The sequence below is a fragment of the Butyrivibrio sp. YAB3001 genome (assembly GCF_900112195.1).
Classification (GTDB): Bacteria; Bacillota; Clostridia; order Lachnospirales; family Lachnospiraceae; genus Butyrivibrio.
In genome coordinates, this window is sequence record NZ_FOKR01000004.1 from 185,139 (window position 1) to 207,480 (window position 22,342).

Below are 22,342 nucleotides of genomic sequence, written 5' to 3' on the forward strand. Positions count from 1 at the left end.
ACCTCTTTCAATTTTAAATCTTAATCTTCCAAGAAGCCTTTGTAATTTCTTACAAGCATCTGTGATTCAACCTGCTTAATTGTCTCAAGGATAACGCTTACGACAATTATAAGGCTTGTACCACCAAAAGATACGCTAGCTCCGAACATGCCATTGAAAAAAATAGGCAATACACCAATTATTGTAAGACCACATGCTCCAATAAATATAATGTAGTTCAGAATGTTTGTAAGATAATCACTGGTTGGTTTACCTGGTCTGATACCAGGAATAAATCCGCCCTGCTTCTTCATATTATCTGCAATCTCAATTGGATTGAAGGTAATAGAAGTATAGAAATATGCGAAGAAGATAAGTAATAAAATATATACAATCAGACCAATTGAGTAATTCCAATGATTACGGTTAAACCAATTACTCTGATTCAAATATGCAACAAACTTGCCCCAGAAACCTGTACCATTATAACCAACAAGCTGTGTAATAATAAGTGGAAACTGGAACAATGACATTGCAAAAATAATAGGCATAACGCCAGCTGTGTTGACTTTCAAAGGAATTTCAGAACGATTTCCACCGTATGTCTTTCTTCCCTGAATCTTCTTAGCGTACTGAACAGGAATTCTCCTCTCAGCACCGTTAAGAAGTACAACTAATACTACCATTGCAATAATAACTGCAAGTATGATTATAGCTGAAACAACTCCCCTAGCAATAGGCTTACCATTTACGAACTGATCGTAAAGAGCCTTTATATCTGACGGCATTCTTGAAAGAATGTTAATAGTCAGAACAATTGAAATACCGTTTCCAACCCCATTATCTGTGATTCTTTCACCAATCCACATCAGGAATGCACTACCAGCAGTAAGGGCTGCCACAATCTGGATTACAAGGAAAACAGACTGTTCTGTAAGGAAGCCTGTGTTTCTGTAAAAACCAATTGACATTGCAATGGATTCGATAAGCGCCAAAGCAACAGTCACATATCTTGTGAGTGTTGTTAGCTTCTTTCTTCCATCTTCTCCATCTCTCTGCCATTCCTCAAATTTAGGAATTGCTATTGTAAGAAGCTGAATGATAATGGAAGATGTAATGTATGGTGTAATATTGAGTGCCAAGATTGACATATTCTCAAATGACCCACCAGTAAATCGATCCATGAAGCCAAAGGAATCACTATCTGTAAGATTCTTAAACCAATTCTGGAATACTGAAACATTCATTCCAGGTACCGGAATAGCAGAACCAAGTCTGATTACACCAAGCATTGCAATAGTGAAAAGAATCTTATTTCTTAACTCCTTGACTTTTAATGCATTCATTAGGGACTTAAACATTAGATCACCTCTGTAGTTCCACCAAGAGCCTCGATTTTCTCTTTAGCTGATGCACTGAAAGCATTAGCTTTTACTGTAAGCTTCTTAGTAAATTCGCCGTTGCCAAGAATCTTTACGCCATCAAGTTCCTTCTTAATGATTCCCTGATCCTTAAGTGCCTGAATATCAACTACTGCGTCATTATCAAACACTTCAAGTGCGCTAAGATTGATGCCTACGATATTCTTATGGTTAATATTCTTGAAGCCTCTCTTAGGAAGTCTTCTGAACAATGGCATCTGGCCACCTTCGAAACCAAGTCTTGGTGCTCCTGAACGAGCCTTCTGACCCTTATGTCCCTTACCAGCAGTCTTGCCATTTCCTGAACCATGACCACGGCCTCTTCTAAAATTATCACTCTGTCTTGAACCTTCAGCAGGTCTTAAGTTGGATAATTCCATTTTATTCCTCCTTATAAATGCCGGAGCTCGTACCGCTGCCGCAGTGCACTAGATTATTATACACCACTTGCGTATACATGGAACAGCTCCGGTTACTATTTTTTGCTTGTATCGAAAAAAATTAAATCTCTTCTACCTTAACGAGGTGTCTAATCTGCTGAATCTGGCCTCTTGTTGCAGCGTTATCAGGCAATTCAACACTACTGTTAAGCTTCTTGAATCCCATTGATTTAACAGTTGCTACGTGCTTAGGAATAGCACCAATTGTTGACTTAACCAATGTGATCTTAAGTTTCTTATCTGCCATTGATTTTCTCCTTTATTATGCGGTTACTTCAGCTACAGATTTGCCGCGCTTAGCTGCAACTTCTTCAGGTGTCTTAAGCTGAGCAAGTCCATTGATTGTAGCATAAACAACATTCTGCTTATTGTTAGAACCAAGAGACTTTGTTCTGATATTTCTGATACCTGCAAGTTCACAAACAGAACGAGCAGGACCACCAGCGATGATACCAGTACCTTCTGGAGACTTCTTAAGTAAAACTTCAGCAGAACCGAACTTACCAATGAAATCATGTGTAATACTGTTGTTCTCATCAAGAGGAACAGTAATAAGGTTCTTAGTAGCATCTTCCTTACCCTTACGGATAGCATCCGGGATTTCTGTTGATTTTCCCAGACCAACACCAACGTGTCCATTGTTGTCACCAACAACTACAAGGGCTGTGAACTTCATGTTACGTCCACCCTTAACAACCTTTGTAACACGTTTGATGGTTACAACTTTATCTGTCAATTCGAGCTGACTTGCATCTACGATATTACGCTTCATTTTGTGTTTTCTCCCTTCTTAGAATTCAAGGCCAGCTTCTCTGGCAGCGTCAGCCAAAGCTTTAACCTTACCGTGGTAAATATAACCACCTCTGTCAAATACAACGGCTTTGATGCCCTTTTCAAGAGCTCTCTTTGCAACTACATCTCCAATCTTTGTAGCAGCTGCAATGTCGTCTGTATTCTTAAGCTCTGCCTTGATGTCTTTTTCAAGAGTTGAAGCAGATACAAGTGTCTTGCCAGCAACATCATCAATAACCTGTGCATATACGTGATTATTGCTTCTAAAAACAGCAAGTCTTGGTCTCTCAGCTGTACCACTGAAACGATTACGGATCTTCATGTGCTTTTTAACACGAATTTCCTGTCTGGATTCTTTACTAACCATTTTGCACTCTCCTTATCTATTATTTCTTACCGGTCTTACCAACTTTACGTCTGATAACCTCATCAGAATACTTGATACCCTTGCCCTTATATGGCTCTGGAGCTCTCTTCTCTCTGATGATTGCAGCATGCTGGCCAACCGCTTCTTTGTCGATACCCTTAACTGTGATTACCTGACCCTCAACAACTGTCTCAACGCCTTCTGGATCAACAATTTCTACTGGGTGAGAATAACCAAGTGTAAGAGAGAGTGTCTTACCATTCTTAGCAGCTCTATAACCTACACCGTTAACTTCAAGCTTCTTCTCGAATCCTTCTGTTACACCAACAACCATGTTGTTGAGAAGGCTTCTTGAAAGTCCGTGTAAAGCCTTAGTCTTCTTCTGATCGTCAGGTCTCTTAACTTCGATCTGACCGTCTTCCTGTGAGAAAGAAATTTCAGCAGGAAAAACTCTTGTAAGGGTTCCCTTAGGTCCCTTAACAGTCACCTTATTATTTTCTGCAACTTCTACTGTAACTCCAGCAGGAACTGCGATTGGCATTTTTCCAATTCGTGACATGCCCGTACCTCCAATTTACCAAATGAATGCAAGAACTTCGCCACCAACCTGAAGTTCTCTTGCTTTTTTATCAGTTACAACGCCCTGGTTTGTAGAAAGAATAGCTATTCCAAGACCGCCTAATACTCTAGGAAGTTCATCCTTGCCTGCGTATACACGAAGACCAGGCTTAGAAATTCTCTTAAGGCCTGTGATAACCTTATCGTTTCTATCTGCACCATACTTAAGAGTGATGTGAAGAGTCTTGAATGCACCATCTTCAACAACGTCTAACTTCTTAATATATCCCTCATCAAGAAGAATGTTTGCAATTGCAAGTTTCATCTTTGAAGAAGGAACATCAACAGTGTCATGTTTTGCAGTATTTGCGTTACGAATTCTTGTAAGCATATCTGCAATAGGATCGTTCATTGCCATTTTAAAATTGCCTCCTTAAATATTTTTGCTTCGCCTTACTACTCCCCGAATTGAGCAGAGACACGAAGCCGCAATGCGCGCTTTTGTGTTACTCAATACTGTCTATTATATCAGTATATGACTCTTAAACAACGAAGAATAATAATTTATTATTACCTTTTTATATCTATATTTAGTGGTCTCCATCCCAGACCACCGAAGTGGAAGTTCTGTCCGCATGCTGCGCATGCGTCAGAACAAAACGTCATACTAAGTTCAGACAAACCTTACTTAGTATTAACTTATTACCAAGATGCCTTACGTACACCAGGAATTTCGCCCTTGTATGCAAGCTCACGGAAGCAAATTCTGCAGATTCCGTACTTTCTAAGATAAGCATGAGGACGACCGCAGATCTTACAACGGTTATAAGCACGTGTAGAGAACTTTGGTTTCATCTGCTGTTTCAACTTCATGGATAATTTAGCCATGTGTTCTATTCCCTCCTATAATTACTTTGCAAAAGGCATATTGAACAGTGTAAGAAGCTCACGAGCTTCCTCGTCTGTCTTAGCTGTTGTTGTGAAAATGATATCCATACCTCTTGTCTTGTCAATCTTATCATATTCGATTTCAGGGAAGATAAGCTGTTCCTTGATACCAAGTGCATAGTTTCCTCTTCCATCGAATGAGTTAGGGTTGATTCCTCTGAAGTCACGTACACGAGGAAGTGCAAGGTTTACAAGACGATCAAGGAAATCATACATCTTGTCACCACGAAGTGTAACCTTACAACCGATAGGCATACCCTCTCTCAGTTTGAAGTTAGCGATAGACTTTCTAGCCTTTGTAATAACAGGCTTCTGGCCTGAAATGATAGCCATGTCATTTGCAGCGTTCTCAAGAAGCTTAGCATTTTCCTTTGCTTCTCCAACACCCATATTGATAACGATCTTGTCAAGCTTCGGAACTTCCATTACGTTCTTGTAACCGAACTTCTTTGTCATAGCATCAACGATCTCGTTCTTATATAAATCCTTATATCTACTCAACGTTATATACCTCCTTCCTTAAATTAGTCGATAACCTCACCAGTCTTTTTAGCGATGCGGCTCTTCTTTACAACCTTACCATTCTCATCTTTTTCAACTTTGAATCCGATCTTGGTAGGCTGTCCGTTATGAAGATACATAACATTTGATATATCAAGCGCAGCTTCACGCTCAACAATTCCGCCATTAGGATTCTTAGCAGAAGGCTTCTCGTGATGAATAGCCTTATTTACGCCTTCAACGATAACCTTTCCATTCTTTCTATCAACTGAAAGGACTTTACCTTCCTTGTCGATTTCACCACCGGCGATAACCTTAACCATATCACCCTTCTTAATCTTACTTGTTGACATCTGGGCGCCTCCTTATAATACTTCCGGAGCAAGAGAAAGGATCTTCATGAACTTTTTCTCACGAAGCTCTCTAGCTACGGGTCCAAATATACGTGTTCCCTTAGGCGTACCATCTTCATTGATAACAACAGCAGCGTTTTCATCAAATCTGATGTAGGAACCGTCCTTACGACGAGTCTCTTTAACTGTACGAACGACAACAGCCTTAACAACATCACCCTTCTTTACAACTCCACCGGGTGTTGCTTCTTTAACAGAAGCAACTATTGTGTCGCCGATTCTCGCATATCTTCTTGTAGATCCACCCATAACACGGATTGTAAGAAGTTCCTTAGCACCTGTGTTATCAGCGACCTTCAATCTACTTTCCTGCTGAATCATGATAATTCTCCTTTATTTTAGATTACTTTGCACGTTCAATAATGGATACAAGTCTCCATCTCTTATCTTTGGAGATTGGCTTAGTTTCCATAACTTTAACTGTGTCACCGATACGGCACTCATTGTTCTCGTCATGAGCCTTAAGCTTATATGTTCTCTTCACGATCTTCTTGTAAAGAGGATGCTTAACATGGTCCTCAATGGAAACTGTGATGGTCTTATCCATCTTATCGCTTGTTACTTTACCAACACGCGTTTTTCTCAAATTTCTTTCCACGATTATTTCTCCTTATTCAGTGTGAGGCTTAGTTAGCAGCCTTAGCATTCTGTGTGATTACAGTCTGGATTCTTGCAATATTTCTTCTTACTTCTTTAATTCTTGCTGTATTATCCAACTGGTTTGTAGCGTTCTGGAACTTAAGGTTAAAAAGTTCTTTCTTAGCAGAAACAAGCTCTGTCTGGAGCTCTTCAGCAGTCTTAGCCAGAAGCTCTTCTACATACTTATTAGTTTTCATTAGATACACCGCCTTCCAAATCAGCCTTAGAAACGATCTTGCATCTGCAAGGAAGCTTATGTGTCGCAAGACGAAGAGCTTCTCTAGCATCGGCCTCGGCAACTCCACCGATTTCGAACATTACACGACCAGGCTTAACAACAGCTACCCATCTATCAGTTGCACCTTTACCAGAACCCATACGTGTTCCAAGAGGCTTTAATGTGATAGGCTTGTCAGGGAAGATTTTGATCCAAACCTGACCACCACGCTTAATGAAACGTGTCATAGCTACACGGGCTGCCTCAATCTGGTTTGAATTGATCCAGCAAGGCTCAAGCGCAACTATTCCATATTCACCATAACTAATTGTGTTACCACGAGTGATTTTATGAGCCATTGAACCGCGGAACTGCTTGCGGTGCTTAACTCTCTTTGGCATTAACATTATTTATCGCTCCCTTCCTTATCTGAACTCTCACCTGCTTTAGTTGGAAGTACTTCACCCTTATAGATCCATACCTTTACACCAACCTTACCGTAGGTTGTATCTGCTTCAGCAAAACCATAATCGATATCTGCTCTGAGTGTCTGAAGAGGAATAGTTCCCTCGCTATAGAACTCTGAACGAGCGATATCAGCGCCGCCAAGACGACCTGAGCAGCATGCCTTGATACCAAGTGCATCTGTCTTCATTGTTCTGCTCATGCATGACTTCATAGCTCTTCTGAATGATACACGGTTCTCGAGCTGCTGAGCGATGTTCTCTGCAACAAGCTGTGCATCCTTATCAGGCTTCTTGATTTCCTTAATATCTACAAGAACTTTCTTATCTGTAAGCTTTGAAAGTTCCTTCTTAGTTACTTCGATTTCAGCGCCGCCCTTACCGATAACAACACCAGGCTTAGCTGTATAAACGATAACCTTAACTCTGTCTGATGCTCTCTCGATCTCGATCTTAGAAACACCAGCTGCATATAACTTCTTCTTCAGAAATTTTCTGATATTGTAATCTTCTACCAGATTATTAGCGAAATCAGCTGACTCTGCATACCACTTTGAATCCCAGTCAGCAATAACACCAACTCTGAGGCCATGAGGATTAACTTTCTGTCCCATTTCTAGGTTCTCCTTTCAATTATCTCTCGTCCAAAATAACAGTCAGATGGCTCATTCTCTTGTTGATTCTGTATGCTCTGCCCTGTGCCCTTGGCTGAATTCTCTTCATGATAGGACCATTGCTAGCTGTACACTCAGCAATATAGAGATTTGCTCTGTTCATACCTTTGTTGTTCTCAGCGTTAGCTACAGCGCTTGCAAGAAGCTTATAGATTACGCTTGAAGCATATCTAGGATTGTACTCGAGAATTGCAAGTGCAGTCTCAACGTCCTTACCTCTGATAGCATCCATGACGAAGCATGCCTTCTGAACTGGTATTCTTGCATAAGATAACTTTGCAAAAGGTCTTGTTTCTCTATTTTCACGATTTCTTTCTCTTTTAATTTTAGATCTATGCTTGATCTCCATATCCATGGATATTTCCTCCTTTCATCGAACAAATACTTAGTTTACGCTGCTCTTTCTCTCTGCGGGAGCGTTTCCTGCATGTCCTCTGAATGTTCTTGTAGGAACAAACTCACCAAGCTTGTGTCCAACCATATCTTCAGTTACGTATACAGGAATATGCTTTCTTCCGTCATGAACAGCAATTGTGTGTCCAACAAAAGACGGGAAAATTGTAGAACGACGTGACCATGTCTTAACAATCTGCTTCTGGCCCTCTGCGTTCATAGCATCTATCTTCTTAAGCAGGCTTGCGTCTGCGAAAGGTCCCTTTTTAAGTGATCTAGACATTTCATTCCTCCTTATTTGATGGCTTTACCGTTTCTTCTTCTTACGATGAGCTTGTTAGAAGCCTTCTTAGCTTTACGTGTCTTGTAACCAAGAGCTGGCTTACCCCAAGGTGTGCTAGGACCAGAACGTCCGATAGGTGCTCTACCTTCACCACCACCGTGTGGATGGTCATTAGGGTTCATAACAGAACCACGAACTGTAGGGCGGATACCCATGTGACGAACACGACCTGCTTTACCATAGTTAATAAGGTTGTGATCACCATTTCCTACAACACCGATTGTTGCACGGCACTCGATAGGAACCATTCTCATTTCACCTGAAGGAAGACGAAGTGTAGCATACTTGCCCTCTTTAGCCATAAGCTGAGCTGCGTTACCAGCTGAACGAACCATCTGGCCACCCTTTCCAGGATAAAGCTCAACGTTGTGTACGTTTTCACCGACAGGAATCTGTGAAAGTGGGAGGCAGTTACCTACACGAACTTCAGCGTTAGCACCGTTCATAACTGTCATGCCATCTGTTAATCCGTTAGGAGCAAGGATATAAGCCTTTGTGCCATCCTCGTACTGGATAAGAGCAATGTTAGCTGATCTGTTAGGATCATACTCGATACCGATAACCTTTGCAGGCATATCGTCCTTATTTCTCTTGAAGTCGATAATTCTATATTTAACTCTGCCGCCGCATCCACGATGTCTTACTGTGATCTTACCCTGATTGTTACGACCAGCCTTGCTGTTCTTTGAAACAATGAGTGACTTCTCAGGTGTTGCTTTTGTGATCTCTGAGAAATCTGATCCAGTCATGTTTCTTCTGGATGGGGTATATGGGCCGTACTTCTTAATTCCCATGATTTTTTCTCCTTTTTGTTTATCACGTATCTAATGATTACTCATTTGAATCCCGGACTTAATTTGGATTCGTACGTATAGTTATCAGTTAAAATTTATATTAAAGTCCCTGGAAGATTTCGATGTCCTTGCTATCTTCAGTAAGCTGAACAATTGCCTTCTTAGTCTTAGCTGTGAATCCGACTGTCATTCCACGTCTCTTCATCTTGCCTGCAACATTGATTGTGTTGACTTTAGCAACCTTTGTTCCCTCGAACATCTTCTCTACAGCTTCCTTGATCTGTGTCTTGTTAGCTTCAGGATTAACAAGGAAAGTGTACTTCTTCTCGCTCATGCCAGCCATGCTCTTCTCAGTAAGAACTGGCTTAAGGATTACGTCATAATACTGTAATGCTGCCATTAGCAATACACCTCCTCAATCTTTGCAACTGCATCCTTTGTAAGGACGAGTGTTCTAGCGTTTACGATATCATATACATTAAGTGTATTTGTAAGTGTTGTGTTTGCTTCAGCAAGGTTTCTTGCAGAAAGTACTACATTCTGATCATTGTCAGCAAGTACAACAAGTGCCTTACGTGTAGCCTTGAGGTTGTTCATAACCTCTGCGAATCTCTTTGTCTTGATCTCATCAAACTTGAGCTCATCTACAACAACGATATTGTTGTTCTGAACCTTATCTGTAAGAGCAGACTTAAGAGCAGCTCTCTTCTCTTTCTTGTTCATCTTGAAAGAGTAATCTCTTGGAACTGGTGCGAATACAACTCCGCCACCCTTCCACTGAGGTGCTCTGATAGATCCCTGTCTAGCATGACCTGTTCCCTTCTGTCTCCAAGGCTTTCTTCCGCCTCCGGAAACTTCAGAACGTGTCTTTGCTTTCTGTGTACCCTGGCGCTTATCAGCAAGCTGCTGAAGAACAGCCATGTGTACGAGATGTTCATTTACTTCAACTCCGAAGATAGCATCATTAAGTTCGATGTTGCCAACTTCTTTGCCTTCCATATTGTAAACAGATACATTAGCCATCTGTATGGTTCCTCCTTTCGCGTTCTATTAACCTATAACCTTTACGGTTTCCTTGATTGCAACAAGTCCCTTCTTAGGTCCAGGAATAGCACCCTTTACAAGAATAAGATTCTTGTCAGCATCTACTCTTACAACCTCAAGATTCTGAACTGTTACTTTTACGCTGCCCATGTGACCAGGCATTCCCTTGCCCTTGAATACGCGGCTAGGATCTGAACTTGAACCATTAGAACCCTGATGACGGTGGAACTTGGAACCATGTGCCATAGGTCCTCTGTGCTGACCGTTCTTCTTGATTGCACCCTGGAATCCTTTTCCCTTTGAAACAGCTGTTGCATCAATCTTATCGCCTTCTGTAAAGATATCAGCCTTAATTTCAGCGCCAAGTGCATAATCAGCAGCATTCTCAAACTTGAATTCTCTTACATATCTCTTGCAAGAAACTCCAGCCTTCTTGAAATGTCCCTGCTCAGCCTTTGTTGCGCCGTGACGATGGTAGATTGTCTTGCTGCCGTTCTTGTCCTTGCTAACAGTCTTTTCTTTCTTGTCAACAAAACCAACCTGAACAGCGCTGTAACCATCATTCTCAACTGTCTTGATCTGTGTTACTACGCATGGTCCTGCCTGAAGAACAGTTACAGGAACCAGTGAACCATCTTCTTTGAAGATCTGGGTCATTCCGACCTTAGTAGCTAAAATAGCCTTCTTCATGATTTTACCTCCTTGTTACATCTACAGCGGATGCTTACTTCATTCGCAATGTCGCTTCAATTGCCTCTCTATATGACAATTCTCCAGTTATCACGGCATCATGCGTCTCGCATCATACTAGTAGAGGTGTTAATTGATTGTTTCTATATTATAAGGATGAATTATTTCATCTTTATATTGATGTTTACACCTGCAGGCATCTCGAGTCTCTGAAGAGCCTCAACAGTCTTAGATGTAGGTGTGATGATATCGATAAGTCTCTTGTGAGTTCTCTGCTCGAACTGTTCTCTGGAATCCTTATACTTGTGAACAGCTCTCAAGATTGTAACTACTTCTTTCTTAGTTGGAAGCGGAACTGGTCCTGAAACCTGTGATCCGTTCTTCTTGACTGTCTCGATAATCTTCTTGGCAGATGCATCAACAAGCTGATGATCATAAGCCTTAAGTGTAATTCTCATTACCTGATTTGCCATAAAAAAAGTCGCCTCCTTTTCGCACTTTTTAGATTAAGTACGACAAGCGGTGACTGTACACTCTCCCGTGTGTGTCCTAAACTCCATAGCAACACAAAGCTATCCCGAACACTTTGCACGTCGTTTCTGCCGCATTTCAGTTACCTTCATTTGGCAGACCTCAATTATACTGTACAGTGACTTGTCGTCAGTTTGTTTGGCCTATAATGCCGGCCTCTAGACATTCGCTCCACGGAAAACCTGCTCAACTGGATAAGCAGCAACCTCACGCTTCATAGCTATCATGTCACAGCGTTTGTAAGTATAAATCATTTCATTTGATAATGCAACTACTTTTTTAAAATTAATCATTTTTATCAAAAAATCAACCTTTTAAGCAAAAGTGATTGATGTTTTTTAACCTCTTTTTAAATACCCATGACTAATTCTGCTTCTTCATAGTACAATGTCATGCGTTGCTTATTAGAAACTACTATTATAATATAGATGAATAAGCATACCATTAAACATTCATTATCTCGTCATGTACTGAGATATGCTTGCATCTGCACTTCAGTACACTAGGTGAGATAGTATCACATTATTGTCATTTTGACTATTAAACGAATATAAAAAAAGGATTAACAATTTATTATTCAAGAAAGGGTTTGAATTCTATGTGGATTGCAGATGGTTGGAAAGATTACGAAGTAATCGATACTTCTTCAGGTGAGAAGCTTGAGCACTGGGGAGAATACATTCTGGTTCGTCCAGATCCTCAGGTTATATGGAATACTGAAAAGAAGCATTACGGTTGGAAAAAGTTCAACGGACACTATCACCGCAGCAATAAAGGAGGCGGTGAATGGGAATTTAGAGATCTTCCTGAGGAATGGTCTATCAATTATAAAGACCTGACTTTCAACCTTAAGCCTTTCAGCTTCAAACATACAGGTCTTTTCCCGGAACAGGCAACTAACTGGGATTGGTTTTCTTCATTAATAAAAGAAGCTAATAGACCAATAAAAGTTCTTAATCTTTTCGCTTACACCGGAGGCGCCACTATTTCCGCTGCCAAAGCCGGCGCCAGTGTTACACATGTAGACGCAGCAAAGGGTATGGTTGCATGGGCTAAAGAAAATGCTGTTTCTTCCGGTCTTGCAGATGCTCCTATCAGATACCTTGTTGATGACTGCACTAAATTTGTAGAAAGAGAAATAAGACGTGGAAATAAATATGATGGAATAATCATGGATCCTCCTTCATATGGAAGAGGCCCCAAGGGTGAAATCTGGAAGATTGAAGAATCTGTTTTCCCGTTTATCAAGCTCACTTCTCAGTTGCTTTCAGATACACCACTGTTCTTTCTTATTAATTCATACACAACCGGATTACAGCCTGCAGTTTTGTCTTATATGTTGCACACAGTGCTTGATCCTATACATAAAGGGACAGTTGAAGCCTCCGAGATTGGGCTTCCTGTAAAATCAAACGGTCTTGTCCTTCCTTGCGGTGCTAGTGGAAGATGGACCGCCGGTGCTTAAGAAACATGATCACCAAAAAGAGATTACGTTCTGGCTAAGACCAGATTAACGTAATCTCTTTTATGTTTTAACTCAATATATCAACTACATTTCAGCGAAACTTTCTATTTCACAGTAGTTCTAATCCCTCTTTGTTTTTGCTTACTACAGCACACTTTCTTTAATCCAACTTATTGTTCATCTTCACTGGCATCAATCTTTTCACGTATCTGCTGCATGCGAAGATCCAGCTGATTTATCAGGTCTGCGCTAAATTTCAAATCATCGGAAATAACTTCCTGATTCTCAATATTCTTTTTATACTTCATCTTATGTTCAAGGCTCGCCCAGAAATCCATTGCTATCGTTCTAAACTGAACCTCAACCTTCATATATTCTTTATTCTGCGTTAAAAAAATAGGTACCTGCAAAATAAGATGTAAACTTCTATAGCCGCTGTTTTTCGGTGCTGCTATATAATCCTTCTGTTGAAGAACTGTGATGTCATCCTGATTTGCAAGACAATCCGCAAGCATATAAATATCATCAATAAACGAACAGATAACCCTTATTCCTGCTATATCCGAAAGATTCTCATTTATGTTTTCAAGTGTAAAATCAAGGCCCTTGTCATTGAGTTTCTTGTAAATACTCATTGGCGTCTTGATTCTCATCTTAATTGCTTCAAAGGGATTTCTATTATTAATAAGAGAAAGTTCTTTATTTAATACATCCAGTTTGGTTCTGACCTCAGATAAAGCACATTCGTATTTCATCATCAATATCTGAAAATCCTTAACTCTGTCTTTTATATTCGCAAGATTTTCAATGTCGCTTGCAGAAATTGCATTTGAATCCGTTATTCCCTCCAACTCCTTTATATTATCTAAACTTTCTGTTAGCTTAGCAAAATCTATTTTGGAATAGCCAGAGCGCTTCGCTGCCATAGACTTCACTCCCTTCTGCCCATAATTCTATAGATAAGTATATCAAGTTTATTTTAACGTTCTGTGAAATAAATATTAAGTTTTTCTTACAGCCCAAAATCCCGTGTCATGCAAAGCACAACACGGGATCCTCATAATAAAACCACTTAGCCCCCTAAATGATCATTATTTAGCTTCAGCAAGTTTCTCCGGAAGTTCAGCCAAAGATACCACACTGTAATCAATTTCTGCTCTTGGTCCGGCAAGCATCTTGTATTTATTGAGCACTCTTCTATATACTATCTTGCAGCTCTCCTTGCTTGTTCCAACAAGAAGAACAAGAAACTGCGATGCCGAATATCTGCAATAGGTATCTCCCTGCCTAAGTGTGTAGGCTATTGCCTCCTGAAGGAGCTTTCCTTTTGTCTCGAGCTTTGCCTGGTTAGATATTTTTTTACCCTCATAATCAACCAGTGTCAAAAGCATCATATATACCGACTGGCCGGTTCTCTCCATGTTTCGGCTCAAAATATGATAGGCATCTATAAAACTTGGATAAGAACAGTCATACGCTACGCCTGTATTCTTAGAAATACTTTCCCGACGTTCAAGAATGTCATCACGTATCTGCAAAATCTTGCCGGGCATATTTGTGATCTGCCTGCTCATTTTGTCATAACATTCCATGAGATCATTGCCCGGTGTTATCCCAAGTTCATCAGTATAATAGCGGACAGTATCGTTATAAACCTTATAAGCTTCCTTATAATTATCCATTCCGATAAGGGCATTGATCACGCCAATCTGCCACTCATCATCCGGATAAAGTTCAGATGCCTTCTTATATATTCTATGCATTGAATCATAATCTTTTTTACCTGCATAGAAATCTCCTAAAGCAATCACGCACTCCGAATACATCTTCTGAAGCTGAACGCTCTTGATTATCACCCACTCCTGAGTCGATAATTCCGGAAGAAACTCAGACCTGTACAGATCAAACGCTTCTCTGTAAAGCCGTATTGACTCTGCCTGATTCTCTGCATCCCTTGCCTTTAATACGTAATCTGTAAAACTTACAACATCTGATTCAATTTCAACATTATCATCTGTATAAAAAAATCCATCACGATTCACAATGTATTCAAGCTCAGGAAGCCCTGACTTCTTAAGCTGCTTGTGCATCTGATAAATAAGATTATTAAAGCTGTTATTGATGTTGGACTGTTCTTCACGATCATATAGAATGCTTACGAGATTATCTCTGGATACGCCCTTATTTCCACTTGTCCATACAATCTCCAGAAGCTGGATATACTTAGAAGTCTTATTCTTGCCTATAGATATATTCCGCCCCTCATAGCTTATTGCAAGTCCACCTAGCATCTGAATATTAAGTTTTACCACATTCCCCTTGGTCATACCAATACCTCTATCGGCAAACTTCTATATTTTCTCTGTTACCCTCATAAATGCAAATGCCAATACTCTCGCTTATCAGCCTGCTTTCTTCTGCATTGAACTTTGACCATTTGCAACACCAGCACTCTCGCATCGGTACCAGCGCTCCGTCATCCGGTTCCCAATGTTCACAACAATGATTTTCCCTTACGACCAAATAGCCATCTTCGTTATATTTATTTTCCATCTTTTTCCCTCATATATCCGAAGACACAATTTAAATACTTTTTACATTTTTAGTCTAGCATGAAAAATTATTTCAATTTAATACAATGTCGTGAAACTGACCTTTTTTGTCGCAGAATGTAATTAAATCACTTTTCGCCCTCAGGATTCACATGTATCATCACATGTTTCACATTAGGAAACTGCTTTTCAACAGCGCCATGGACATCTTCCGCGATAGCATGAGCATCGATCAGAGAAATATCTCTTTTTACAGCAATTTCAAGATCCACATATATTTTATTTCCAAATTGTCGTGTATGAAGAAGATCTATACCTTCAACGCCCGATTGCTGTTTGATGAAATCCCTGATATTGTTCTCAAAATTTGCATCACAGGAAGTATCAAGCATCTTGTTGAGCGCATCTTTAGATATGTCAAAAGAAACTTTTAAGATAAATAAGCATATGATAAGGCTGGCAATCGGATCCATTATCGGAAATCCAAGCTTTGCCATGCCAATGCCGATAAAAGAACCTATTGATGAAAGAGCATCAGATCTGTGATGCCACGCATCTGCTTTAAAAGCAGCAGAATCCAGTAGTTTAGCGTAGTGCATCGTATACCAGAACATTGCCTCTTTTACCACAATCGATATAATCGCTGCCACAAGGGGAAGCGTTGTAGGAATCGCAATTTCATTTCTTGCAAAAAGAAGTACGTGCAACCCTCGCTGGCCTATTGTAAGACCTGTGATTGCCAAAATCACACCAAGAATCAACGAAGCAACGCATTCAAAGCGCTCATGTCCATAAGGGTGCTCATCATCCTCTCTCTGCTGAGCAAACCTGACTCCTATATATGCAATAAACGTAGCAAATACATCTGATAAAGAATGTACTGCATCAGAAACCATAGCGCCGGAATTTCCAAGTAATCCCGCAACCATTTTAAATGCAGCCAATAGTACGTTTCCTAATATTCCCACATTAGATAGCTTTTTTACAATTAATTTTTCCTCCATTTAAAGCCCCCAAAACGCACTACAATATAAAAAGATAACTCATATCTGATTTAACTTGTACTAAAGATAATTATACTACCAAATACCGCATTTCTCTCATATTAATATCAATTTTTCGCAGATTTTTAGCGGCTTAGCAAAAAAATTCTAAATAATATTCTTGTAAATATCTGCAATAAGCTGATTCTTCGTGATAAGTGCCTTACCCTTAGGAAAAATTGTCCCTACTATCTCCTGAAGTTCATGCGGAAATTCAGCTATATCCGAATCAAAATTGATTCCAATTCCAACAACTATCCATTGAACAAGTCCTGAGTCAAACTCACTTCCAGACTCTGTAAGAATCCCGCAGATTTTTCTTCCATTAACAAAAAGGTCATTGATTGGCTTTATAACAGGCGAAACATGACAAGCTTTTTCTATAGCTCTGCATACAGCAGTGCCTGTGTGAAGTGTTATGGCATCAGGCTCCAGCGAGGATAATCTTTTCGGCGACAAAATAATGCTCATATATATCCCGCCCTCGGGAGAATAAAAACTATGATTCTTCCTGCCACGGCCAATATTCTGCGAGCGTGCAACAACGAGTGTGCCATGCCCGGCTCCTGATATAGCCATTTCTTTTGCAACCTTATTAGTTGAATCTATCACATCAAAAACATGAATTTTCTCGGTAATATCTTCCTCATCGGTATTCAAATAAGAAAGAATTCCCTGCTGGGAAATAATATCATTACTGTTTCCCAACAGATATCCTTTTTTGCTGCTAGCTTCAATAACATAGCCCTGTTTCCTGAGTTCATTTATCGCTTTCCAGATTGCGTTCCGCGATATTCCAAGGCTTGCTGCGATTGCCTCGCCCGATATATACTCTGTCCTATTTTTTTCTAACAAGTCCAAAACCCTGTCTTTTGAAGTCATCTTTTGTTTATCCATTTTTCTTTTCCATGCACTTTTCTATGTATAAAAAAATCATTATCTTTTAAATGTCCGCTTGAAACATTTGTTCGGGTGTAGTATCATATTTTCACAGCAAGAACATATATTCGTTTTACCTTTTAGGAGTTACTATGGATAATACCTTACCCCAGCCCAAGCAGCGCCAATATCTCATAATAGATTTAAAAAGTTTCTTTGCCAGTGTAGAGTGTGCTGACAGAGGGCTTGACCCTATGACCACACTCCTTGTCGTAGCAGACAAGGATCGCAGTAAGAGCACTATATGCCTTGCCATAACCCCTGCCATGAAGGCACTCGGAATAAAGAACCGCTGCAGAATGCACGAAATACCACAGCATCTTAATTACATAGTAGCACCACCCCGGATGAAAAGATATATTGATGTTTCCGCAGATATTTATGGAATTTACCTTAACTATATCTCCAAGGATGATATCCACGTTTATTCCATAGATGAATCCTTTCTTGATGTGACATCCTACCTTGAGCTGTATGGGCTATCAGCCCATGACCTTGCACTGAAGCTAATGAATGACATATTGAAGAAATTAGGGCTAAGGGCTACCTGCGGCATAGGCACTAACATGTACCTTGCCAAGGTAGCCCTTGATCTTCTCGCCAAACACTCGCCTGACTTTATTGCAGAACTAACAGAAGAATCTTTTACCCAGCGCTTATGGTCCCACAGACCACTCACCGACTTTTGGCGGATAGGTCCGGGAACACAAAGAAGACTCAACTCGCTAGGCCTGTATACTCAGGGTGACATCGCAGCTTGTCCGGAAAAGATTCTTTACAAAAATTTCGGAGTACTTGCCGAATATCTCATTGACCATTCCTGGGGACGTGAACCATGCACTATCGCAGACATCAAAAACTATCAGAAACGCTCCCAGTCCTTAACCTGCGGTCAGGTGCTAATGCGTGATTACAATTTCGAGGATGCGCTCATTATCATAAAAGAAATGTCAGATGAACTATCCCTTGATATGGTTGCCGAACATGTGGTAAGCAACAGCATTTCTCTTTATATAGGATATACTGCCAATACCGTCCCATCCACTCGCACAGGCTGTACATTGCAGGTGACCACCAATTCCAGCAGAATTCTGATGGATGCTTTTGTAAAACTGTACTATCAGTGCGCCATACGCACCGTTCCCATAAGGAGAATCATCTTAAGCGCCAATTCCATATTGGATGAATGCTTTGAGCAATACAGCTTCTTTGTTGACCCTACGATAATGGAAAAAGACCGTAAGATTCTGCAATCCGTCAATAAGATAAAGGCCCGCTACGGAAAAAATGCAATCTTTAAAGGGATGGACCTTCTAGAATCCGCGAATGCACTACAACGTAATAACCAAATTGGTGGACACAAGGCTGGATTCTGACCCACCTCATTCCACCAATTCCCTGCATCGGCAACTTATGGCAACATAGCAGATTTATATTTTTGCATCTTCATTATGCAATCTCATCCCTGTAATACTTTGCCTGGGCTTCAAACATACTTGCGTATATTCCCGAAGGAATTCTGATAAGTTCATCATGTGTTCCATACTCCGCAATATGTCCGTCTGAGAAAACAGCTATCTTGTCACATAATTTACAGCTTGATAATCTGTGAGAAATGTAAACAGCAGTTTTCCCTCCTACCAGCGTACTAAACTGCTTGTAAACCTCATATTCAGCCAGTGGGTCAAGCGCTGCAGTGGGTTCATCAAGAATGACAACAGGCGAATCCTTGTACAAAGCTCTGGCTATGGCCATCTTCTGCTGTTCTCCGCCTGATGGCTCAACACCCTTTTCATCGAAATATCTGAATATGTTAGTTTCAGTGCCCTTATCAAGACCATTTACCATATCCTTAAGTCCGACCAGGTTCAGATAGCTATCCACTTTCTTTTTATCAATTTTATCGAAAGCTATGTTTTCACCCAAAGTAAATGCAAAGAGCTTAAAATCCTGGAATACAGGTGCAAATTGCTCCATGTACTGTTTGTAGTCATACTCCTTGATGTTAATACCATCCACAAGGATTTCTCCCTCTGTCGGATCATATAGTCTGCATAGAAGCTTTATGAAAGTAGTTTTTCCTGCGCCATTAAGTCCAACAATTGAAAGATGCTCCCCTGCAGTAATCTTTATACTTATATCATCAAGGATTTTTCGCTCAGTTCCGGGGTAGGAAAAAGAAACGTGTCTGAATTCAATATCATGTTTCTTTTTATCTATACTCTTATCCCCTTTCGCCAACGCAACCGGATACTCCATGAACAAAACAAATTCATATGCGTAATTACAGCGCTTAAACAGTTCAGTAACATTCCACACAAGTCCGCCAAGTGTGGAATCAAGAGCATTCTCAGCCGCGATAAGCTGCGTAAAGATTCCCACACTATAAACTCCTCTTATTGCCAAAAGAGCCACATAGAAATAAGCAAAGATACTTCTTGCCAATGATGTCATATTTACTGCCAGATTATACGGAAATCTTTTATCCCCCTGCCACTTCCAGTGTTTATTACTCTTATCTGTATTATCTTTCCAGGAATCAAGCATGAGTTTTTGTGCGCTATATAGCCTTATATCCTTACCAAACCTGGTATCTACTATTTCCCATCCAAAATATCCAAAAAGCCGGTTCACCTTTGAAAGCTTGGCAAATGCCTCAATCTCTATCTTATTCTGCCTTGTGACAATCATAAAATTGATCATCGAATAGACTGCCATTACCAAAAGAAGAATAGGCGCATGAAGCGCTATAACAGTGATAAAACCTACAACTTTAAAGATATTTCCAGCAAACATAAATACCTGTTCAGCAATTCCATATGCGCCACCTGAATACCAGTTAAGTCCTGTCTTGGCCTTTTCCACCTGATCCAGAGCATCTTTATCCTCCGTCAGCTGAAAATCAAGTTCCATGGAATGTTTGCCAACAAGGATTCCAAAGTAATTCTCCAGGCGATTCTGATATTTACTTAGGACCGTATTGCATCTTTCAGAGATCATAGTCAGTACAAATTCGCCCAGGATAAGGACTGCAGCATAGGTGATTAGTTTTTGCAAATTGCGCTCACCTACAATTTCATCAACAATCAGCGGAGAAATAAAAACTGCTAAAAATGGCTGAAAAATAGATATTACTGTCTTGACTATCTCCCACACAAAAAACATTGGATATTTCTTCGCGGTAGTCCCAAATAAAAGCTTTATTACAGGCACTACTTTATTAAATGAGGTATTCTTATCTGTCTTAGCCAACTTTCTCCACCTCACTTTCACTCATATCATCTTCGCGGTAGTAGTGAGCCTGCACATTGAACATCTCGGCATACTTTCCGCCCTTCTCCATAAGTTCTTCATGACTTCCAAGTTCTACCAATTCACCATTCTCAAACATGGCAACCCTGTCACAAAATCTTGTAGATGCAAGTCTGTGTGAAATATAAACAGCAGATTTCTCTCCTATCATTTCATCAAATTGCTCATAAAGTCTCTGCTCCGCTATCGCATCCAAAGCGGAAGTAGGTTCGTCAAGAACAATAATTCTTGATCCCTTATATAAAGCTCTTGCAAGCGCAAGCTTTTGCTTTTCGCCTCCCGAAAGGTCAACGCCATCCTCTTCCACAATATTAGTAAGTGGAGAATCTATTCCTTTTCCCAAAGAAGTGAGCTTCTCTCCAAGCCCCGCTTCTATCGCACTTTTCAGGACCTTATTTCTGTCCAGATCCTGCTCACTTTTCATAGCAATATTCTCAGACATAAGGAATGCGAAAATCTCAACATTTTGGAACACCGGTGCAAAAAGCTTATAATAATCTGCTCTTTTATATCTCCTTATATCTGTTCCGTTTAAGGTGATAGATCCTTCTGTTGGATCATAAAGCCTTAACAGCAACTTTATCATCGTTGTTTTGCCGGCTCCGTTTAGTCCAACAACTGCCAGCTTCTCACCCACATGAAGCTTAAGATTAAGTCCTTTAAGCGCCTCCTTTTCCGACTTTGGATAAGTATAGCTCACATTCTTAAACTCAATTTCAAAGCTGTCAGCTTCCGGAAGCGGAATACAGTCTTTTTCGTCATCTTCTATTTCAAGTTCGATAAAAGAGCGATAGTCATCAGTTTCCAGAGAAACCTTTTTATAATCACCAAATTTTTGCAAAAGATCTACAAGCGCAGATGAAAAAGCAAGCGAGAACGACAAAAACATTGTAAAATCGCCAACCTGTAATCCCTTGTTCAAAACTGCCATAAACAAAGTAATGTAAATAAGCACTTTAATTACAACATATGTAATCTGCACTATTGTCGAATGTTTAAACCACAGCTCATTATGCAGGTCAAGCTTTTCAAGCCTCTCCCTATATATCTCTTCCTGTTTTTTAGTTAAAAAACCGCTCAGATTAAAGAGCCTGATATCCTTTGCCTGGTCAAAATCCTGCGTAACTCTCTCCATATAAGAAATCTTTCGCCATGAATTTGACAACTTATCCCAGACATTTTCTTTATCAATTGTAATTATCTTTTTGTAATGGATAAATTGAAGAACAGACAGCACAAAAAGTGCAATTATAAGTCTGAAATCAAGAACTGTTACCGCAATGAAAGTAACTACAACCGTAAGCAGGCTGGTCAGAATCTGCTGCATCAGATGCATCATTCCTTCCACTCCATTGTTGTTACCGCCTGTAGCCTGTGAAGCTCTCATTGCCACATCAAGAACATCCGGACGCTCGATCAGTTCATATCTCAAATTGAGAACTTTAGATACTCTCTCTGTGATCATATTCATACGTATGTGAATCAATTTATACCAGAGCATATTGTTAGACACTGCGTTTCCAAGAAGAAGCACAAATGCCACGCTTCCGGCAACAGCAATAAGCCCCACCAGTCTTTTTACTGCTTCGTCCTCACTTAGTCCCATCTGGATAATATCGATAACATACTTACCAAATATTCCCCAAAAGTATGACATAACTGAACTACATACCATACCTATCGCCATAAGCCATAATGCCTCAGGCTTGTACTGCGCCATCTTTTTTAAGATAAAGCGCGTGTTGCTCCATATACCAAACTCTTTGTGTAATGGATTATCCTTACTTTCTTCATACTCACTCCACATTTTTCCACCTTCTTTT

Annotated in this window: 31 protein-coding genes; 2 read left to right on the top strand and 29 right to left on the bottom strand. The window is 40.2% G+C overall.

Annotation, left to right across the window (positions count from 1 at the left end; translation table 11 throughout):
- Positions 1–20: 20 nt before the first annotated feature.
- The 22 genes from secY to rpsJ all read right to left on the bottom strand — a co-directional run bounded on the left by secY (position 21) and on the right by rpsJ (position 11,150).
- Positions 21–1,340 (bottom strand): preprotein translocase subunit SecY, encoded by a 1,320-nt coding sequence (gene secY, locus BM086_RS06025; RefSeq protein WP_092324849.1) that lies wholly within the window; start codon positions 1,338–1,340, stop codon positions 21–23.
- Positions 1,340–1,780 carry a 50S ribosomal protein L15 gene (gene rplO / locus BM086_RS06030; protein ID WP_092324851.1) on the bottom strand — a complete coding sequence of 147 codons (441 nt, stop codon included), beginning with the start codon at positions 1,778–1,780 and terminating at the stop codon, positions 1,340–1,342. The genes secY and rplO overlap by 1 nt, the downstream gene beginning before the upstream one ends.
- 121 nt (positions 1,781–1,901) lie before the next feature.
- Positions 1,902–2,087: a 50S ribosomal protein L30 gene (gene rpmD / locus BM086_RS06035; RefSeq protein ID WP_092324853.1), complete on the bottom strand. Its 186-nt coding sequence runs from the start codon at positions 2,085–2,087 to the stop codon at positions 1,902–1,904.
- A 15-nt stretch (positions 2,088–2,102) separates the two neighbouring features.
- Complete coding sequence (rpsE, locus tag BM086_RS06040; RefSeq protein WP_092324855.1) at positions 2,103–2,612, bottom strand: 30S ribosomal protein S5; 510 nt, start codon at positions 2,610–2,612, stop codon at positions 2,103–2,105.
- Positions 2,613–2,630: 18 nt separating this feature from the next.
- Positions 2,631–2,999, bottom strand: a complete 369-nt coding sequence (rplR, locus tag BM086_RS06045; RefSeq protein WP_092324857.1) for a 50S ribosomal protein L18 — start codon at positions 2,997–2,999, stop codon at positions 2,631–2,633.
- Between the two features lie 19 nt (positions 3,000–3,018).
- Positions 3,019–3,558: a 50S ribosomal protein L6 gene (gene rplF, locus BM086_RS06050; RefSeq protein ID WP_092324859.1), complete on the bottom strand. Its 540-nt coding sequence runs from the start codon at positions 3,556–3,558 to the stop codon at positions 3,019–3,021.
- Between the two features lie 15 nt (positions 3,559–3,573).
- The gene (gene rpsH, locus BM086_RS06055) at positions 3,574–3,975 is read right to left on the bottom strand and encodes a 30S ribosomal protein S8 (protein WP_092324861.1); all 402 of its coding nucleotides are present in this window, start codon (positions 3,973–3,975) and stop codon (positions 3,574–3,576) included.
- A 284-nt stretch (positions 3,976–4,259) separates the two neighbouring features.
- Positions 4,260–4,445, bottom strand: coding sequence for a type Z 30S ribosomal protein S14 (locus BM086_RS06060; RefSeq protein ID WP_022764364.1), 186 nt, complete (start codon positions 4,443–4,445; stop codon positions 4,260–4,262).
- Between the two features lie 21 nt (positions 4,446–4,466).
- The gene (rplE, locus tag BM086_RS06065; protein ID WP_092324863.1) at positions 4,467–5,006 is read right to left on the bottom strand and encodes a 50S ribosomal protein L5; all 540 of its coding nucleotides are present in this window, start codon (positions 5,004–5,006) and stop codon (positions 4,467–4,469) included.
- A gap of 23 nt (positions 5,007–5,029) precedes the next feature.
- Positions 5,030–5,359: a 50S ribosomal protein L24 gene (gene rplX, locus BM086_RS06070; RefSeq protein ID WP_092324865.1), complete on the bottom strand. Its 330-nt coding sequence runs from the start codon at positions 5,357–5,359 to the stop codon at positions 5,030–5,032.
- 12 nt (positions 5,360–5,371) lie between these two features.
- Positions 5,372–5,740: a 50S ribosomal protein L14 gene (rplN, locus tag BM086_RS06075; RefSeq protein ID WP_013280006.1), complete on the bottom strand. Its 369-nt coding sequence runs from the start codon at positions 5,738–5,740 to the stop codon at positions 5,372–5,374.
- A 22-nt stretch (positions 5,741–5,762) separates the two neighbouring features.
- On the bottom strand, positions 5,763–6,017 hold the full coding sequence (rpsQ, locus tag BM086_RS06080; protein WP_013280005.1) for a 30S ribosomal protein S17: 255 nt from the start codon (positions 6,015–6,017) through the stop codon (positions 5,763–5,765).
- A gap of 28 nt (positions 6,018–6,045) precedes the next feature.
- Positions 6,046–6,255 (bottom strand): 50S ribosomal protein L29, encoded by a 210-nt coding sequence (gene rpmC / locus BM086_RS06085; RefSeq protein ID WP_092324867.1) that lies wholly within the window; start codon positions 6,253–6,255, stop codon positions 6,046–6,048.
- A complete protein-coding gene (gene rplP, locus BM086_RS06090; RefSeq protein ID WP_029233642.1) occupies positions 6,245–6,682 on the bottom strand; it encodes a 50S ribosomal protein L16 in 438 nt (145 codons plus the stop codon). Before rplP ends, rpmC begins: the two co-directional genes overlap by 11 nt.
- Positions 6,682–7,353 carry a 30S ribosomal protein S3 gene (gene rpsC / locus BM086_RS06095; RefSeq protein ID WP_026490028.1) on the bottom strand — a complete coding sequence of 224 codons (672 nt, stop codon included), beginning with the start codon at positions 7,351–7,353 and terminating at the stop codon, positions 6,682–6,684. The genes rplP and rpsC overlap by 1 nt, the downstream gene beginning before the upstream one ends.
- Positions 7,354–7,372: 19 nt before the next feature.
- Positions 7,373–7,768, bottom strand: coding sequence for a 50S ribosomal protein L22 (rplV, locus tag BM086_RS06100; RefSeq protein ID WP_442857330.1), 396 nt, complete (start codon positions 7,766–7,768; stop codon positions 7,373–7,375).
- A gap of 30 nt (positions 7,769–7,798) precedes the next feature.
- Entirely contained in the window at positions 7,799–8,089 is a 291-nt protein-coding gene (gene rpsS / locus BM086_RS06105; RefSeq protein WP_092324869.1) for a 30S ribosomal protein S19, read from the bottom strand.
- 11 nt (positions 8,090–8,100) lie between these two features.
- Positions 8,101–8,943, bottom strand: a complete 843-nt coding sequence (gene rplB / locus BM086_RS06110; RefSeq protein ID WP_092324871.1) for a 50S ribosomal protein L2 — start codon at positions 8,941–8,943, stop codon at positions 8,101–8,103.
- Between the two features lie 100 nt (positions 8,944–9,043).
- On the bottom strand, positions 9,044–9,343 hold the full coding sequence (gene rplW, locus BM086_RS06115; RefSeq protein WP_092324873.1) for a 50S ribosomal protein L23: 300 nt from the start codon (positions 9,341–9,343) through the stop codon (positions 9,044–9,046).
- A complete protein-coding gene (gene rplD, locus BM086_RS06120; RefSeq protein ID WP_092324876.1) occupies positions 9,343–9,966 on the bottom strand; it encodes a 50S ribosomal protein L4 in 624 nt (207 codons plus the stop codon). Before rplD ends, rplW begins: the two co-directional genes overlap by 1 nt.
- A gap of 27 nt (positions 9,967–9,993) precedes the next feature.
- Positions 9,994–10,677 (bottom strand): 50S ribosomal protein L3, encoded by a 684-nt coding sequence (gene rplC / locus BM086_RS06125; RefSeq protein ID WP_092324878.1) that lies wholly within the window; start codon positions 10,675–10,677, stop codon positions 9,994–9,996.
- A 161-nt stretch (positions 10,678–10,838) separates the two neighbouring features.
- Positions 10,839–11,150 carry a 30S ribosomal protein S10 gene (gene rpsJ / locus BM086_RS06130; protein ID WP_013279995.1) on the bottom strand — a complete coding sequence of 104 codons (312 nt, stop codon included), beginning with the start codon at positions 11,148–11,150 and terminating at the stop codon, positions 10,839–10,841.
- A 656-nt stretch (positions 11,151–11,806) separates the two neighbouring features.
- On the opposite strand from rpsJ, the gene BM086_RS06135 reads away from it, so the two are divergent.
- Positions 11,807–12,673 carry a class I SAM-dependent methyltransferase gene (locus BM086_RS06135; RefSeq protein ID WP_092324880.1) on the top strand — a complete coding sequence of 289 codons (867 nt, stop codon included), beginning with the start codon at positions 11,807–11,809 and terminating at the stop codon, positions 12,671–12,673.
- Between the two features lie 170 nt (positions 12,674–12,843).
- On the opposite strand, the gene BM086_RS06140 is transcribed toward BM086_RS06135, so the two are convergent.
- From BM086_RS06140 to BM086_RS06160, 5 genes are all read right to left on the bottom strand, one after another.
- Entirely contained in the window at positions 12,844–13,599 is a 756-nt protein-coding gene (locus tag BM086_RS06140; RefSeq protein ID WP_092324883.1) for a GTP pyrophosphokinase, read from the bottom strand.
- A gap of 165 nt (positions 13,600–13,764) precedes the next feature.
- Positions 13,765–15,000 carry a BTAD domain-containing putative transcriptional regulator gene (locus BM086_RS06145; protein WP_092324885.1) on the bottom strand — a complete coding sequence of 412 codons (1,236 nt, stop codon included), beginning with the start codon at positions 14,998–15,000 and terminating at the stop codon, positions 13,765–13,767.
- Positions 15,001–15,010: 10 nt separating this feature from the next.
- Complete coding sequence (locus BM086_RS06150; RefSeq protein WP_092324887.1) at positions 15,011–15,226, bottom strand: hypothetical protein; 216 nt, start codon at positions 15,224–15,226, stop codon at positions 15,011–15,013.
- Positions 15,227–15,353: 127 nt separating this feature from the next.
- Complete coding sequence (locus BM086_RS06155; RefSeq protein WP_092324889.1) at positions 15,354–16,229, bottom strand: cation diffusion facilitator family transporter; 876 nt, start codon at positions 16,227–16,229, stop codon at positions 15,354–15,356.
- A gap of 147 nt (positions 16,230–16,376) precedes the next feature.
- Entirely contained in the window at positions 16,377–17,165 is a 789-nt protein-coding gene (locus BM086_RS06160; protein WP_242952133.1) for a biotin--[acetyl-CoA-carboxylase] ligase, read from the bottom strand.
- A gap of 134 nt (positions 17,166–17,299) precedes the next feature.
- On the opposite strand from BM086_RS06160, the gene BM086_RS06165 reads away from it, so the two are divergent.
- Positions 17,300–18,583, top strand: a complete 1,284-nt coding sequence (locus BM086_RS06165) for a Y-family DNA polymerase (protein WP_092324891.1) — start codon at positions 17,300–17,302, stop codon at positions 18,581–18,583.
- A 73-nt stretch (positions 18,584–18,656) separates the two neighbouring features.
- Here BM086_RS06165 and BM086_RS06170 read toward each other — a convergent pair whose 3' ends face one another.
- Together BM086_RS06170 and BM086_RS06175 are read right to left on the bottom strand one after the other, a co-directional pair.
- Positions 18,657–20,459 (bottom strand): ABC transporter ATP-binding protein, encoded by a 1,803-nt coding sequence (locus BM086_RS06170; protein WP_092324893.1) that lies wholly within the window; start codon positions 20,457–20,459, stop codon positions 18,657–18,659.
- Positions 20,452–22,326, bottom strand: a complete 1,875-nt coding sequence (locus BM086_RS06175) for an ABC transporter ATP-binding protein (protein WP_092324895.1) — start codon at positions 22,324–22,326, stop codon at positions 20,452–20,454. Before BM086_RS06175 ends, BM086_RS06170 begins: the two co-directional genes overlap by 8 nt.
- Between the last annotated feature and the right edge of the window lie 16 nt (positions 22,327–22,342).

Bases quoted from the DNA above. Each gene is read 5' to 3' on its own strand.
- rpsH (WP_092324861.1), bottom strand. From the start codon at position 3,975: ATGGCAATGAACGATCCTATTGCAGATATGCTTACAAGAATTCGTAAC.
- rplX (WP_092324865.1), bottom strand. From the start codon at position 5,359: ATGTCAACAAGTAAGATTAAGAAGGGTGATATGGTTAAGGTTATCGCC.
- rplW (WP_092324873.1), bottom strand. From the start codon at position 9,343: ATGGCAGCATTACAGTATTATGACGTAATCCTTAAGCCAGTTCTTACT.
- rplP (WP_029233642.1), bottom strand. From the start codon at position 6,682: ATGTTAATGCCAAAGAGAGTTAAGCACCGCAAGCAGTTCCGCGGTTCA.
- BM086_RS06165 (WP_092324891.1), top strand. From the start codon at position 17,300: ATGGATAATACCTTACCCCAGCCCAAGCAGCGCCAATATCTCATAATA.
- BM086_RS06140 (WP_092324883.1), bottom strand. From the start codon at position 13,599: ATGGCAGCGAAGCGCTCTGGCTATTCCAAAATAGATTTTGCTAAGCTA.
- BM086_RS06145 (WP_092324885.1), bottom strand. From the start codon at position 15,000: ATGACCAAGGGGAATGTGGTAAAACTTAATATTCAGATGCTAGGTGGA.
- rplC (WP_092324878.1), bottom strand. From the start codon at position 10,677: ATGAAGAAGGCTATTTTAGCTACTAAGGTCGGAATGACCCAGATCTTC.
- BM086_RS06150 (WP_092324887.1), bottom strand. From the start codon at position 15,226: ATGGAAAATAAATATAACGAAGATGGCTATTTGGTCGTAAGGGAAAAT.
- rplR (WP_092324857.1), bottom strand. From the start codon at position 2,999: ATGGTTAGTAAAGAATCCAGACAGGAAATTCGTGTTAAAAAGCACATG.
- BM086_RS06135 (WP_092324880.1), top strand. From the start codon at position 11,807: ATGTGGATTGCAGATGGTTGGAAAGATTACGAAGTAATCGATACTTCT.
- BM086_RS06160 (WP_242952133.1), bottom strand. From the start codon at position 17,165: ATGGATAAACAAAAGATGACTTCAAAAGACAGGGTTTTGGACTTGTTA.
- rplB (WP_092324871.1), bottom strand. From the start codon at position 8,943: ATGGGAATTAAGAAGTACGGCCCATATACCCCATCCAGAAGAAACATG.
- rpmC (WP_092324867.1), bottom strand. From the start codon at position 6,255: ATGAAAACTAATAAGTATGTAGAAGAGCTTCTGGCTAAGACTGCTGAA.
- rpmD (WP_092324853.1), bottom strand. From the start codon at position 2,087: ATGGCAGATAAGAAACTTAAGATCACATTGGTTAAGTCAACAATTGGT.
- secY (WP_092324849.1), bottom strand. From the start codon at position 1,340: ATGTTTAAGTCCCTAATGAATGCATTAAAAGTCAAGGAGTTAAGAAAT.
- rpsS (WP_092324869.1), bottom strand. From the start codon at position 8,089: ATGTCTAGATCACTTAAAAAGGGACCTTTCGCAGACGCAAGCCTGCTT.
- rplV (WP_442857330.1), bottom strand. From the start codon at position 7,768: ATGGATATGGAGATCAAGCATAGATCTAAAATTAAAAGAGAAAGAAAT.
- BM086_RS06155 (WP_092324889.1), bottom strand. From the start codon at position 16,229: ATGGAGGAAAAATTAATTGTAAAAAAGCTATCTAATGTGGGAATATTA.
- rplF (WP_092324859.1), bottom strand. From the start codon at position 3,558: ATGTCACGAATTGGAAAAATGCCAATCGCAGTTCCTGCTGGAGTTACA.
- BM086_RS06175 (WP_092324895.1), bottom strand. From the start codon at position 22,326: ATGTGGAGTGAGTATGAAGAAAGTAAGGATAATCCATTACACAAAGAG.
- rpsJ (WP_013279995.1), bottom strand. From the start codon at position 11,150: ATGGCAAATCAGGTAATGAGAATTACACTTAAGGCTTATGATCATCAG.
- rpsE (WP_092324855.1), bottom strand. From the start codon at position 2,612: ATGAAGCGTAATATCGTAGATGCAAGTCAGCTCGAATTGACAGATAAA.
- rpsC (WP_026490028.1), bottom strand. From the start codon at position 7,353: ATGGGACAGAAAGTTAATCCTCATGGCCTCAGAGTTGGTGTTATTGCT.
- rplD (WP_092324876.1), bottom strand. From the start codon at position 9,966: ATGGCTAATGTATCTGTTTACAATATGGAAGGCAAAGAAGTTGGCAAC.
- BM086_RS06060 (WP_022764364.1), bottom strand. From the start codon at position 4,445: ATGGCTAAATTATCCATGAAGTTGAAACAGCAGATGAAACCAAAGTTC.
- rplO (WP_092324851.1), bottom strand. From the start codon at position 1,780: ATGGAATTATCCAACTTAAGACCTGCTGAAGGTTCAAGACAGAGTGAT.
- rplN (WP_013280006.1), bottom strand. From the start codon at position 5,740: ATGATTCAGCAGGAAAGTAGATTGAAGGTCGCTGATAACACAGGTGCT.